This window comes from Pseudomonas arsenicoxydans (genome assembly GCF_900103875.1).
GTDB classification, from domain to species: domain Bacteria; phylum Pseudomonadota; class Gammaproteobacteria; order Pseudomonadales; family Pseudomonadaceae; genus Aquipseudomonas; species Aquipseudomonas arsenicoxydans.
In genome coordinates this window covers 4,237,887-4,250,935 of record NZ_LT629705.1, presented here as the reverse complement: position 1 = coordinate 4,250,935, position 13,049 = coordinate 4,237,887, and the positions used below count along the sequence as shown (strand labels likewise).

Sequence of the window (13,049 nt, the reverse complement as noted above, 5' to 3'; positions counted from 1 at the left end):
CACTCAAAACATCAGTCAGAGAGACGAAACGGTGTGGGAAGAAGTGTTAACGCTGTTTGAAAAAAGCACTGGCCGGTGTTACGCCAAACTTGTCTTGGAGCAAGCCATCCCGGTCGTTTTTTTTCATTTCGGTGTCGAGACTTCTTTGGCGTAGGCCTGACAGGCCGTCAATGCGATAAGTCCTTGGTCGCCGGCATCGGTGATGCCGATAATTCGTTGAGCATGCGCTGCGTCAAGTTGGGCTCTTGCGGGGCCATGAACCATGCTGCCGGTGGCGGTGGTGGCTGGCACTGCGCAGCCGCTGGCGGCATCGGTGGTGTCGAGTAAGACTGACAGCCGCAAATCAGCAGTGGCAAGGCGATCGCGCAGGCGAGCCTGATTGGTTTGAGCATCACTCAGTTCCTTTGGCCGAGGCCAGGACTATCTGATTGAGGGTGTCGGTCTGCAGGCGGGCTTGCTGCTCAAGTTACTGACCGTAGCGCCAGTCCTGAATCTGCCAGGCCAACGCGGCAGAGCCACCGGCCACTAACACCAGTCCCGCTCCCACGACGTACAGCCGATAGGGGACTGGGATCAGGTCGATGAAACGCATAGCACGACCCTCGCTCGTTCCCACAGTTGCAACCGATCTGGCAGGCCATTGAGACCGCCGTTGATCTTGCGGGTAATGGCTTCGAACTCATCCCGATCGGCCAGGGCATTTAGCTCACGCCCCCACCAGAACCATGCGGCCGACTCGGCGGCCCATTGCGGCAACTCGAGCAGTTCCGGGGTGCGCAATAAACGTTCATCACTGAACAACGCCAGGCTGCAACACAGGTAGTTACAGCGACCGGTGATCTGAATCAGGCCCCGACCACGGTAACGCTGGCCATCACCGACCGCTTCCGGCGTGTTGCCCAGATTCACGGCCAGGGTGCCGGTGTCGTACTTGCTCAGGTACCGATCGCCGCCCAGTTCGCGGACGTATTGCAGTTGTCCGGACTCGTGACCGACCTGGGCCAGGAACGCAGCCTGACGTTTTAATGTATTGATTTGCCGGCGGACCATAGCGGCATTGAGGGCAGAAACAAAAACGCCCGCTTGGCGGCGGGCGTTGGGCATGATGCGTTGTAGCTGTTGCTCAGTAATGGACATACAAACTTCAGACATAAATAAACCGCACGCGGCGGGTTAATGGGGACGCAAAAGCATTAGTCGAGATTGACGACCTTGACCGGCCTCACCTCCTTCTTTTTCTTGCCCTTGACTTTGGCTTTACCCTTGTTGCCGCCGTTGCACTCGACCCTGGTCGACCAGCCGGCTTGGGTGTAAACCTGCTCGACCGAATCCGCCAGATACTCGCCATCGAGCCCGACCTTGAAGGCCTGGGCATTGATCGGCCGCTCGGCAAACAGATCCGTGCGGCAGGGCATTTCAAAACGCACGTCGGCACCGGAGCGGTTGAAGGCCGCCAAGCGCGCCTTGGCCGCCGATTCGGCGGCAGACTTGTTCGGGTGAATGTGCCGATCGGTATGCACCGAGGGAAGGCCGGCCGGCGCGTCGTCGTTGTCCAGGGACACCACCGCGAGCTTGCCGCCCTTCTTGTGTTAGTGTTTGGTGGCCACTTTCCCGTGTGTGTTGCGATCGCCCAGGCGGAACTGCCAGCGGCTGACGTCCTGACGGGTGATGGTGATCGCGCCAAAGGCCTTGCCGCTTGCGCTCTGCCCTCCTTGGCGCGGCATAACCAACAGCTTGCCGTCCGCGACCTTGGCCGTGCAGTCATATTGCTTGGCCAAGCGCGTGATGAAATTAAAATCGGACTCGCTGAGCTGGTCCGCTCGGGCCACTTTCGTCGTCACCGGGCAACCCGGCTGCCAGCCGTTACGCGAGGCGATGTCGGCGACGATCTTTGACAAGCGCACGTTCTTCCAGCTCCCGCTGCGAATGGTCTTGCCGCTGCCGCGCATGTCGCTGGCCTTGCCCTTGATCTCGATCGTGTCCGGCGGACCCGATACCGTGTTTCGTCGACCACGTAGCGACCCAGACGAGCCACACCCGTCTCGACATAGCCTAAGTAGATCTCGATCCCCGCACCGCGCGGGGGCAACGTCACCAGACCGTCACAGTCATCAATGCGTAACTCGAACTCGTCGGAGTCCATCCCGGGCTTGTCGGTGGTGCTGAGCCGGATCAGCCGATCATTGATCAGGCCGGTGATGTCGGTACCATCGGCGACGACGCGAAACATGGGAGTCATGGGAGTGCGTCCAAAAGAAAACCCGCACAAGGCGGGTTTGGGGGAAATGGCGTTACGCATAACGCGATCGCGCGCCGGCGGCGACTCCAGACGGGGTCAGTCCCAGAGGGTGACCGCTTCCGTGACCGGGGTCGGCAGATCCGGCAACAGGATGATCAAGCCGGCGCGGAAAGGCTGCTCTTCCCCGGCCAGCCCCTGATTGGCATCGAGCACCGCCTCGACACTGCCGTTGAACCGGGTCGAAATTCCGCTCGGTGGCGACCTCGATGAAGCCAAAGTCGAATGGGCACGTCTGGATCGCAAAGCCACACTCAAGCCTACTCACCTGATGGGCAGGTTTTTCGACGACTACGAAAGAAAAGTGATCCCTGGGCTGAATCCCGGCACTCAAAAGGACTACTTGAAAGGCCTCAAACAACTACGCAATGCGTTCTAGTCAGCCCCTGTAGACGCGGTCACCCCGCAAGTGATCGCCCAGTATTGCGACGCCAGAACAGCAAAGGTGCGCGCCAACCGCGAAATCGCCCTCCTCTCGACCATATTCACCTTTGCCCGCGAATGGGGGCTCACTGAAAAGGCAATCCCTTGCGCCCGCTTACGTAGGAACAAAGAAACACCCCGCGACTTCTACGCAGGCAAAATCGTGTGGGATGCGGTTTACACAGAGGCACCGCCCGAGCTGAAAGACGCAATGGACCTAGCCTACCTGACCGGCCAGCGCCCCGCCGATGTGCTCAAAGCATCAACTGCCGACTTGAATAACGGGTTCCTGATGGTGGGCCAGGGCAAGACCGAGAAACGCTTGCGCATCCGTCTACACGACGGTACAGACGCATCAGGGCTTAGCACCTTCCTCGATGCCCTACTCGAGCGCAAAGTCATGGCAGGCATCAGAAGCTCAAGCCTGATCACCAACCAGGCGGGCCTGCGAATGAGTTACGCAATGCTGAGAAATCGTTGGGAAGAAGCCCAAGAAAAAGCAGCCGCGAAGGCCGCGGCTGAAGGTGATGCAACGCTTGCCGCCGCGATCCGCCAGTTCCAATTCCGCGACATTCGACCAAAAGCTGCCAGCGAAATTGACGACATTAGTCATGCTAGCCGCCTGCTTGGCCACTCAACGCAGGAGATGACAAAAAAGGTTTATCGCCGTGTTGGTGAAATTGTGCGACCCACAAAATAACTAAGGGGCGCGATTGGTTGCTACCAGAAGTTTATCCCTGCGAGGACAAATCGACCCAAAGCTGCCGTTGGCCAAAGGCAGAAAACGGCTAGGAGCGGACAGTCCCCGAAAAAGATCTTCCTGCATTTTGCTAATATCGGGCGCTCTTACCTTTGGCACGACGCCAACATTAGGTTCCTCCATGTTCGATAGAAGCGACTTTGATCAACTCTCCAGTGAGCAACTGACTTTTTGGACAGCGCACAATCATTGCCCCGGTATCTACTACACCGTTTATCCACAAAGCGCCTTTCGAACCCGCTCTTCTGAGGAGCGCATCAGGGTAACCAGAGTCCGAACGCGGCAAGGCGAGAACGGATTAAATTTCTGGCTTTTCGCGGAATGGATCGATTGGCGATCTGGAGGAGAAAGTTATTTCGCGGGATACGTTTCCGACGCTAAGTTTGAGGAGATCTCGGAAGCTGTTTTCAATCAGATGGTTGCGGATCAGACGATCGATTTGATCGCTCCGCTCAAACAACCGCTGCATGAGTCGACCGGTTTCGTTGGAGCGCTATTGATGTACTCAATGAAGACGGAGTTCATCGTTTCGCTGTTCGCTGAGTATGAAGATGAGTACATCCATTTCTATTGGGACACGACCGCATGAACAGCAGCAATGGGTCCAGGCTGTGTGAAAACGCCTGCGATTGTCTAATCTTCTGATCGTTTAGATCGTGGCGGGGACGATCATGAAGCGATTCATTGAAGGTGAGGCTCGGACGCAAGTCACCTTGCTGCCGGAGTGTCTGGACGATTACGTAGCCGAAGAAAATCCAGTGCGCGTGGTCGACGTTTTCGTCGATGAACTCGACTTGGGGGCACTTGGGTTTGAAGGTGTTGATCCTGCTGCAACGGGTCGTCCGGCCTACCACCCAGCGGTGTTGCTGAAGATCTATATCTACGGCTACCTCAATCGGATTCAGTCCAGCCGCCGGCTTGAGCGTGAGGCCGAGCGCAACGTCGAGTTGATGTGGCTAACGGGGCGTTTGGCTCCGGACTTCAAAACCATTGCCGACTTTCGCAAAGACAACGGTAAAGCCATTCGCAGCGTATGCCGCCAGTTCGTAGTGCTTTGCCGTAACCTCAATCTCTTCTCTCAATCGATCATCGCCATCGACGGCAGCAAGTTCAAAGCCGTCAATAATCGCGACCGCAACTTCACTCAGGGCAAGGTGAAGGCACGCATGCAGCAGATTGAACAGAGCATTGATCGCTATCTGGCGGCGATGGATTCGGCGGATCGGGCAACGCCCGAAGTGGCCGAGGCCAAAGCAGAGCGGTTGAAAGAAAAGATAGAAACACTGAAAAAGCAGATGCAGAAACTCAAGGAAATCGAGGCGCAGCTCCACGAAAGTCCAGACCAGCAGATTTCCCTCACAGATCCTGATGCACGTTCAATGGCCACGAGCGGCCGAGGCACCGGAACGGTCGGCTACAACGTACAAACAGCGGTCGACGACAAACACCATCTGATCGTTGCCCATGAGGTGACCAACGTTGGTAATGATCGTGGGCAACTGAGCAATATGGCGAGCCAGGCGCGTGAAGAAATTGGAGCTGAATCGCTAACGGTGGTGGCTGATCGAGGCTATTACAAAGGTCTGGAAATCCTTGCTTGCGAGCAAGCCGGCATCACTACCTTCGTACCGAAACCCCTCACATCTGGCAGCAAAGCGGAAGGCAGATTCGGCAAGCAGGATTTCATCTATCTTGCGGCGTCGGACGAGTATCGATGCCCTGCGGGGCAGTTACTAACCAGGAGACATTCGTCGACGGAAGACGGCATGTTATTGCATTGTTATTACTTCTCAGGCTGCCAGTCCTGCGCAATGCAAAAGCAATGTACGACGGGTAAGGAGCGTCGGGTGAAGCGCTGGGAACATGAGGCTGTAGTCGATGCGATGCAGGTTCGGCTAGAACATGATCCAGCGATGATGAGGGTTCGTCGACAGACCGTTGAACATCCTTTTGGAACGCTCAAGTACTGGATGGGAAGTACCCACTTCCTGACCAAAACCCTGCCGAGGGTGAGCACTGAGATGAGCCTTCATGTGCTCGCCTACAACCTCAAACGAATGATGAGCATCTTCGGCATCTTGGGATTGCTTGAAGCGATCAGGGCGTGATCATCCCGCTGGATCGTCGGTAAGTGGCTGTTGGGACCGCTGACGCGGCCCCAACAGCCATATGAGCGCCGATGTTGGTCGCACGGACCAATCTTTACTTCCTACTACCGACTTCGCAGGCAATCCAAGAAAATCTCAGCGTTGAACGTATCAAGTGTGTTTTCACACAGCCTGGGTCGTTTTCAGCCGGTCACGACAGGCAGAAATCGACCGATTCTGTTGAAAAAGTCGGATTTTCAGATTACCTGAACTCAGGCACGGACTACCATTGGAGAACCTACTCACCACATTGAGTGGTTTCTCGGCCCTTCGTTGACCTTTGCTGCGTTGTTATTGGGTTAGTTTGAGGTTTTTGGCTTAGTGCAGGCGCACCTATCCCGGGACCGGTGGCCCTTGAGAGGTAAATTTGGCCAGCCGTCGCAGGTTCTGCACCGCAGCGGCCAGCGTGAACTCATCGGTCGCACCACTTATGCCACGTAGCCGCAGGCGATCCAGTTTCAGGATTCGCTTGAGGTGGGCAAACAACATTTCGACCTTTTTACGTTCGTGGCGAGAGCGCTGATACGCCGGCGTTGCTGCAATGCGCCGCGCCACATCACGAGCGGCTTCATGGACGCTGCGAGCGATCTTGCGGAACGTTGTGTTCGGGCAGCACTGGGCTTTCATCGGACACGTTACGCAATCGGTCTGCCTGGATCGGAAGATGATGGTGCTGGCTTTGGTAACGTGCGAACGCTCATTCTTGAAGGCTCGCCATTCACTGCGCAATGCCTTGCCGGCCGGGCAGCAGTATTCTTCAGCCTCTTCATTCCAGTGGAAATCGTTGCTCGAAAAACTGTCGTTCTTGCGCTCGGTTTTGTCCCACACCGGCACGTGCGGTTCGATGTCTTTTTCCTCCACCATCCAGGCTAGCATCGGGGCGGTGCCGTAAGCGGTATCGCCGATGAGGCGATCCGGCTTGATGTCGAATTGCGCTTCAACGCGATCGATCATCGTCTTGGTGCTCTCGACCTCGGCCGTGCGATGAGCCGGTGTGGGTTCCACATCCATGATGATGCCGTGCTCGGTATCGATCAGATAATTTGTGGAGTAAGCGTAGAACGCTGGGCCGCCTGGAGCAGCAGTCCAGCGAGCCTGAGGATCAGTCAGTGATAAACGCTTCGGCAGCGTTTCGACCAAAGCCTCTTCATCAAGTGCCTCAAGGTACTCGCGCACGGCGCGCGTGCTCAGGGACGGATCGCTCCAGTTGACCTGTTCATCCCCCGGTACGCCGCGCTGCCGGCTCGCATCCGCTTTAATGATGCTGGCGTCCACAGCAAATCCTTCGCCTTTGACCAGGCCGGCGTCCATGCAACGACGCAGCACCTCGTTGAACAACCAGCGAAACAAATCGCTTTCCCGAAAACGGCCGTGTCGATTTTTGGAAAAGGTCGAGTGGTTGGGGATTTCATCTTCAAGGCTCAACCGGCAGAACCAGCGATACGCAAGGTTCAAATGGGCTTCTTCGCACAACCGCCGCTCTGAGCGAATGCCGTAGCAATAGCCCACGATCAGCATGCGAATCATCAGTTCTGGATCAATCGACGGACGCCCAATCGGGCTATAAAAATCGGCAAGGTAGTGGCGCAGGTCACTCAGATCGAGACATTGATCAATGCTGCGCAGAAGGTGATTGGCTGGGATGTGATCTTCAAGGTTGAACGAGTAAAACAGTCGCTCCTGCCCACTCGATAACTGTCCCATCATGCTGCGTACTCTCTCGCTGGCCGATAGACTGATTTTGCCGTAGACGACACAGGAGCGCCATTCTTAGCAAAGTCGACCCAAAGCAGACCATGGCTAGTGGTTATCAGATTGAGAGGGTTCCGCAGTTTTATCCGACTCTTGACTGGTCATTTCCAGCCCAGTTTTCTGTAGGAAGTCTTGTCTTGTTCAGGAAAGTCCGTCAGGTACTCACCCCACTGCATGTGCGAATAATATTTAGTCATCGCTTCGAAATGACTTTCAGCCTCGACCTCCCAAACAAGCTTCGCTTCCGAATGCATAAGCGCACGCGCACCATCACCTTGAGCACCGGCTAGACAAAAGGTCTGACAGCCATCAGGTTCCAGCCAAAGTTCATGATTCATATTCGAGGTTCTGTTTTTTAAGGTCGTTATGGTGCCCGAAACTCTGATGGAACGGCCGTTATGGATCGGCTCTGTAGAAGAGACTGAATCCGAACGCCGACTTTTTCAACAGAATCGGCCGATTACGGCCTGACATTACTCTGATCCCAGGTCCCCCCAACGTTCGCAGTTGCGGAACACCGCCCAAAAATTGCGGAACACGCCACTTTCCCGAGGGCAATAAAAAACCCCGTAGATCATTGATCTACGGGGCTATTTATAGTGGAGGCCGAGGTCGGAATCGAACCGGCGTAGGTGGATTTGCAATCCACTGCATAACCATTTTGCTACTCGGCCACTTACATTTGCTGTCATGTTGCTCAACAACAAATGCGTACAAACTTGGAGCGGGAAACGAGACTCGAACTCGCGACCCCGACCTTGGCAAGGTCGTGCTCTACCAACTGAGCTATTCCCGCGTCTTGGTGTGGCGCATTCTATAGAATCCAGAAGCCCCGTCAACCCTTTGATTCAAAAAAGTTTTATTTCTTTTCCACGTCGGTCTTCAGATGTGGCCAGGCCGCCCGCAGGTATTGGACCATGGACCATAAAGTCAGGCCCGCAGACACCAACAGCAAGGCGTAACCGACCAAGACCCAAAAGGAGAAGTCGGACGGATTGGCCAGCAGGATCACCAGCGCGAGCATTTGCGCGGCGGTTTTCCATTTGCCCAGGTTCGACACGGCGACGTGAGCGCGAGCGCCGAGTTCGGCCATCCACTCTCGCAGTGCCGAGACGACAATTTCGCGACCGATGATGACGGCGGCAGGCAGCGTAAGCCACAGGTTGCCGTGCTCTTGCACCAGCAACACCAGCGCAACGGCCACCATCAGCTTGTCAGCCACCGGATCCAGGAACGCCCCGAACGGTGTGCTTTGCTCCAGGCGACGAGCCAGATAACCGTCCAGCCAGTCTGTGGCGGCGGCGAATGCGAAGACCGAGGCGGAGGCCAGGTAGCTCCATTGATAAGGCAGGTAGAACAGTAAAATGAAGATCGGGATGAGCAAGACGCGTAGAACGGTAATCAGATTAGGGATATTCATCGGCACAACTGGCTACGAGGTGAGGTGGCATTCTACTCGCTGTGCAGATTTGCATAAATCAACTCTGCGAGCTTTTTACTGATTCCGGGTGCTTTGGCGATCTCTTCGATGCTGGCACGAGACAGCTCCTGCAATCCACCAAAATGTTTCAACAAATCGCGGCGACGCGTCGGTCCGACGCCTGCAACGCCCTCAAGCGTCGACGTACGCCGGGTTTTGCCTCGACGCGCGCGGTGCCCGGTAATGGCGAAACGGTGAGCTTCGTCGCGTATCTGCTGAATCAAATGCAGCGCGGGGGAATCGCCGCGCAAGGTAAATTCGTGGGCTGCGTCGTTGAGGTACAGGGTTTCGAAACCGGCCTTGCGAGTCGCGCCCTTGGCCACGCCCAGCAGAATCAGGTCAGGCACCGCCAGCTCATTGAGTACGTCGCGTGCCATGGACAGCTGGCCCTTGCCGCCATCCACCAACAGAATGTCCGGCAGCTTGCCCTCCCCGTCCTTGAGTTTGCTGAAGCGTCGGGTCAGGGCCTGGTGCATGGCTGCATAGTCGTCGCCCGGAGTGACACCTTCGATGTTGTAACGACGATAGTCGGACTTGATCGGGCCTTCCGGGCCAAACACCACGCAAGACGCCACGGTCGCTTCGCCGCTGGAGTGGCTGATGTCATAGCACTCGAGACGCTGCGGCGGCTCGTCCAGGTTCAACACTTCGGCCAAGGCATCGAAACGCGCGGCGACGTGCTGACGATTGGCCAGACGAGCGCCTAGCGCCTGCTCGGCATTGGTGACCGCCAATTGCTGCCAGCGCGCCCGCGTGCCACGCACTCGATGGCTGATGGTCAGCTCGCGACCGCGCAACTCTTCGATGGCCGTTATCAGCGTCGGAAAATCTTCGTGAACCACGTTGACGATCAGTTCGCTCGGCAAGTCGCGTTCCGGACTGGTGATGAAATACTGGCCGAGAAACGCGGCCATGACCTCGGAAACGTCTTCGTCGATACCGACCTGCGGGAAAAAGTTCTTGCTGCCCAGCACTCGACCGCCACGAACGCTGATCAAGTGCACGCACGCGCCGCCCGGATTGACGAACGCTGCAATCACATCGATATCGCCTGTGCCGCCCTCCATGCTCTGTTGATCCTGAACCCGGCGCAGCAGGGAGATCTGATCCCGAAGTTCGGCGGCGCGCTCGAATTCGAGATTGATCGCCGCCTCTTCCATGCCCGCGGACAGCTCGTCCGTCAGCGCATTGCTGCGGCCTTCAAGGAACATCACCGAGTGACGAACGTCTTCGGCGTACACCTCTGGCTCAACCAGGCCGACACACGGGGCCTTGCAGCGTTTGATCTGGTATTGCAGACAAGGACGCGTCCGGTTCTTGTAATAGCTGTCTTCGCATTGGCGAACGAAAAAAGTCTTTTGCAACAGACTCAGGCTTTCGCGGATCGCGCCAGCGCTGGGGTACGGACCGAAATACTTGCCCTTGGCCTTTTTCGCCCCGCGATGGATGCTCAAGCGCGGAAACTGGCCATCCGAGAGGAAGACGTAGGGGTACGATTTGTCGTCGCGCAGCAGGATGTTGTACGGCGGACGCCACTCCTTGATCAGCGTCTGCTCAAGCAGCAACGCTTCGGTTTCGTTGGCCGTAATGGTCGTTTCGACCTGGGCGATACGGGCGACCAGCGCTGCCGTCTTGGGCGCAAGACCAGATTTTCGAAAGTAGCTCGACAGGCGATTCTTAAGGTTCTTGGCCTTGCCGACATACAGCAGGCGCGCATCGCTGTCGAACATGCGATAGACGCCGGGACGCCCACTGACCGTCGACAGAAAGGCGCTGGGATCGAAGACTTCAGTCATTTTCAGAGGCTGGCATCGACCATTCCGTGACGAACTGCCAACAGCGTCAGCTCGACATCACTGCTGATCGAAAGCTTTTCAAAGATGCGGTAACGATAAGTATTGACGGTTTTTGGCGACAGGCAGAGCTTGTCGGAAATGATCTGTACTTTCTGGCAGCCGACAATCATCAATGCGATCTGGATCTCACGCTCCGACAAAGCATCGAAGGGCGAATCGTTAGTCGGCTGAAAGGATTTGATCGCCAATTGCTGGGCTATCTGCGGGCTGATATAGCGTTGGCCGGCGAACACCAGGCGGATCGCCTGGACCATTTCCGGCAAACCTGCACCTTTGGTTAGATAACCCGCGGCACCTGCCTGCAACAGGCGCGTAGGAAACGGATCTTCCTCGCACACGGTGACCGCTACGACTTTGATGTCCGGGTGGCTGCGCAACAATTTGCGCGTGGCTTCAAGACCGCCGATCCCCGGCATCTTGACGTCCATCAGCACCACATCGGGTTTCAACTCACGCGCTTTAAGCAGGGATTCTTCCCCGGACTCAGCCTGGCCGACTACTTGCAGGCCATCGATGTCAGCCAGCATTCGTGTAATGCCTGTACGAACGAGATCATGGTCATCGACTACTAGCACCCTAATCAAGCAGACACCTCGCGATATGGTCTTATTGGGTTGCCGGACACCTTAGCAAAAAGCAACTGGCAGACCTAGCGGCAAGCGTCATATAAAAAGTTTCAATACATCTTGAAAGGCTTGTCGCAAGCGCGTTTCAGCGACGGAGCGCATCGACATCGCGCTGCATTCTCAGGAAACACTCGTCCTGACCGACCACCCTCAGCCCTTTTCGTTCGTAGAGCGCTTTCACCGGATTCGTTTCAAAAACTGTCAGGCGTAATGCCGGACGCCGCTCCTTGCTTGCCATGGCGAATACCTGATCGATCGCCCAGGAACCGCTTCCCTGCCCCTGAAATGCTTCGAGCACGTGCAATTCGCGGATATACAGGGCTTTTGCATCACGACTCAGGCTCACATAGCCCAGCACGACACCGTCACGGACAATCAACCAGTTCTCGCGCCCTGCCCAAGCCACATCGAATGCCTCGTCCAGCCAGAGCAAATCATTCTGGATGTAATAGCGCAGCATGTTGCGACAGGTCAGGTCACGCGCGAATGCCAGATCCCCGGAGGTTGCCGGACGTAACTCAAACCCCGTCACGCCTGCGCAACCTGGACGACTTGCCCTTCCCATCCCGTAGCGTCGCGGCGAGCGATGACCAGAAGGTTCCCGGTGCCCGGCGCTGCGGCAATCAGCGAACCGTCCTGCGCCCAGATGGCACTGCGCCCTGCCGACTCCCATCCCCCGGTCGCACCAGCGTGGTTTGCCATGAGCACGGCCATCGAATGGGCGCTCGCATAGCCTTGCAGGATGGCGGTGTCCGGCGCGTAGCCATTTTCGGTGATCAGCACGCCCGCGGCATATAAGTGAGCGCCTTGTTCCGCCGCCGCTGCGGCATGGCTGGCGTGAGAAAAATCGGCGCACACCGCCAACGCGACGGTGTCAGCACCGACCGTCAATGTCGAACCGCCCGTTCCCGGTGCGAACGCCACCTCCTCGCCCGGATGCAGATGCTGCTTGCTGTAGACCGCAAGCGAACCGTCGGCGCCGAGGACCAACGCACCGATCAATACCGGTGAATCGTCCGTCAGGCGAATCGGCATTCCGACCACGCTTGTCACACCGACTTCCCTCGCGAAATCGCGCAGCGGTTGCAGCACCTCGGCATCGGGTGCAATCGCCAGTTGCGCTGCCAGTCCGCGCTCGTATCCGGTCAGCGACAATTCAGGAAAGACCAGCAACTGGACGCCCCGCTCCGCTGCCACCTGCATGAAGCGCTGATGCCAGACTATATTGGCGGCGAGATCACCGGCGATGGAGATTGACTGAGCGGCAGCAATGGTCAGTGTCGTCATGGTTCGTCCTGGTAACGCTGCAAATTGGGCTGAAGGCAAAGTGTGTCATAAACCCTGACGCACTCAAGCGATAGAAAATGCCGTCTGCAATCGATAGCATTTTCTGATTGAAACCGCGCACCGGCCTCTAGTAAGCTCAGCGCATCCATCGGAGACAAACCATGTTCAACGCCCTCTCACCGCTTCGTACCGCCAGCGCCCCGCGCTCGGTTGCGGCTGCCCGGGTGAACGACGTTTGTGCTCCGGTCAGCTTTTATTTTGGGTATTGGTTTAGCCACTGGCGCGCCTGATACCCACACGGCGCCCACTTTAAACGGGTCGCCACCAGAGAATTCTCAACCCCCGGTCGGCCTCCCGACCGGGGGTTTTGTTTTTCAGCCCCATTACTTTCAGCAACACACCAGACACCTTGAGGATTCAGA

The 13,049-nt window shown here is 56.8% G+C and carries 11 protein-coding genes, 2 tRNA genes and 3 pseudogenes; 3 read left to right on the top strand and 13 right to left on the bottom strand.

Annotation, left to right across the window (positions count from 1 at the left end):
• Nucleotides 1-123: 123 nt before the first annotated feature.
• From BLQ41_RS19915 to BLQ41_RS19900, 4 genes and pseudogenes are all read right to left on the bottom strand, one after another.
• A pseudogene (locus tag BLQ41_RS19915) lies at nt 124-592 on the bottom strand (lysis protein).
• Entirely contained in the window at nt 574-1,137 is a 564-nt protein-coding gene (locus BLQ41_RS19910) for a glycoside hydrolase family 19 protein (RefSeq protein ID WP_090183494.1), read from the bottom strand. Before BLQ41_RS19910 ends, BLQ41_RS19915 begins: the two are co-directional and overlap by 19 nt.
• 56 nt (nt 1,138-1,193) lie before the next feature.
• Nucleotides 1,194-2,239, bottom strand: a pseudogene (locus BLQ41_RS19905) (phage late control D family protein).
• Nucleotides 2,240-2,335: 96 nt separating this feature from the next.
• Nucleotides 2,336-2,515 (bottom strand): tail protein X, encoded by a 180-nt coding sequence (locus BLQ41_RS19900; protein ID WP_231997123.1) that lies wholly within the window; start codon nt 2,513-2,515, stop codon nt 2,336-2,338.
• 52 nt (nt 2,516-2,567) lie between these two features.
• Here BLQ41_RS19900 and BLQ41_RS19895 point away from each other — a divergent pair.
• The 3 genes and pseudogenes from BLQ41_RS19895 to BLQ41_RS19885 all read left to right on the top strand — a co-directional run bounded on the left by BLQ41_RS19895 (nt 2,568) and on the right by BLQ41_RS19885 (nt 5,587).
• Nucleotides 2,568-3,419, top strand: a pseudogene (locus BLQ41_RS19895) (tyrosine-type recombinase/integrase).
• Nucleotides 3,420-3,600: 181 nt separating this feature from the next.
• Nucleotides 3,601-4,068 carry a hypothetical protein gene (locus BLQ41_RS19890; RefSeq protein ID WP_090183492.1) on the top strand — a complete coding sequence of 156 codons (468 nt, stop codon included), beginning with the start codon at nt 3,601-3,603 and terminating at the stop codon, nt 4,066-4,068.
• A gap of 82 nt (nt 4,069-4,150) precedes the next feature.
• A complete protein-coding gene (locus BLQ41_RS19885) occupies nt 4,151-5,587 on the top strand; it encodes an IS1182 family transposase (protein WP_090182532.1) in 1,437 nt (478 codons plus the stop codon).
• Between the two features lie 372 nt (nt 5,588-5,959).
• Here the strand turns inward: BLQ41_RS19885 and BLQ41_RS19880 are convergent, their stop codons facing one another.
• The 9 genes from BLQ41_RS19880 to BLQ41_RS19840 all read right to left on the bottom strand — a co-directional run bounded on the left by BLQ41_RS19880 (nt 5,960) and on the right by BLQ41_RS19840 (nt 12,627).
• A complete protein-coding gene (locus BLQ41_RS19880) occupies nt 5,960-7,333 on the bottom strand; it encodes a transposase (RefSeq protein ID WP_090182926.1) in 1,374 nt (457 codons plus the stop codon).
• Between the two features lie 146 nt (nt 7,334-7,479).
• On the bottom strand, nt 7,480-7,716 hold the full coding sequence (locus BLQ41_RS19875) for a hypothetical protein (RefSeq protein WP_090182928.1): 237 nt from the start codon (nt 7,714-7,716) through the stop codon (nt 7,480-7,482).
• A 262-nt stretch (nt 7,717-7,978) separates the two neighbouring features.
• Nucleotides 7,979-8,052, bottom strand: a tRNA-Cys gene (locus tag BLQ41_RS19870).
• Nucleotides 8,053-8,098: 46 nt separating this feature from the next.
• Nucleotides 8,099-8,174 (bottom strand) — tRNA-Gly (locus tag BLQ41_RS19865).
• A gap of 63 nt (nt 8,175-8,237) precedes the next feature.
• Nucleotides 8,238-8,798 (bottom strand): CDP-diacylglycerol--glycerol-3-phosphate 3-phosphatidyltransferase, encoded by a 561-nt coding sequence (gene pgsA, locus BLQ41_RS19860; protein ID WP_090183490.1) that lies wholly within the window; start codon nt 8,796-8,798, stop codon nt 8,238-8,240.
• A gap of 32 nt (nt 8,799-8,830) precedes the next feature.
• Nucleotides 8,831-10,654 carry an excinuclease ABC subunit UvrC gene (gene uvrC / locus BLQ41_RS19855; RefSeq protein WP_090183489.1) on the bottom strand — a complete coding sequence of 608 codons (1,824 nt, stop codon included), beginning with the start codon at nt 10,652-10,654 and terminating at the stop codon, nt 8,831-8,833.
• A 2-nt stretch (nt 10,655-10,656) separates the two neighbouring features.
• Nucleotides 10,657-11,298, bottom strand: a complete 642-nt coding sequence (gene gacA, locus BLQ41_RS19850) for a response regulator transcription factor GacA (protein ID WP_008015884.1) — start codon at nt 11,296-11,298, stop codon at nt 10,657-10,659.
• 127 nt (nt 11,299-11,425) lie between these two features.
• Nucleotides 11,426-11,872 carry a GNAT family N-acetyltransferase gene (locus BLQ41_RS19845; protein WP_231997039.1) on the bottom strand — a complete coding sequence of 149 codons (447 nt, stop codon included), beginning with the start codon at nt 11,870-11,872 and terminating at the stop codon, nt 11,426-11,428.
• Entirely contained in the window at nt 11,869-12,627 is a 759-nt protein-coding gene (locus BLQ41_RS19840) for a carbon-nitrogen hydrolase family protein (protein WP_090183486.1), read from the bottom strand. Before BLQ41_RS19840 ends, BLQ41_RS19845 begins: the two co-directional genes overlap by 4 nt.
• Between the last annotated feature and the right edge of the window lie 422 nt (nt 12,628-13,049).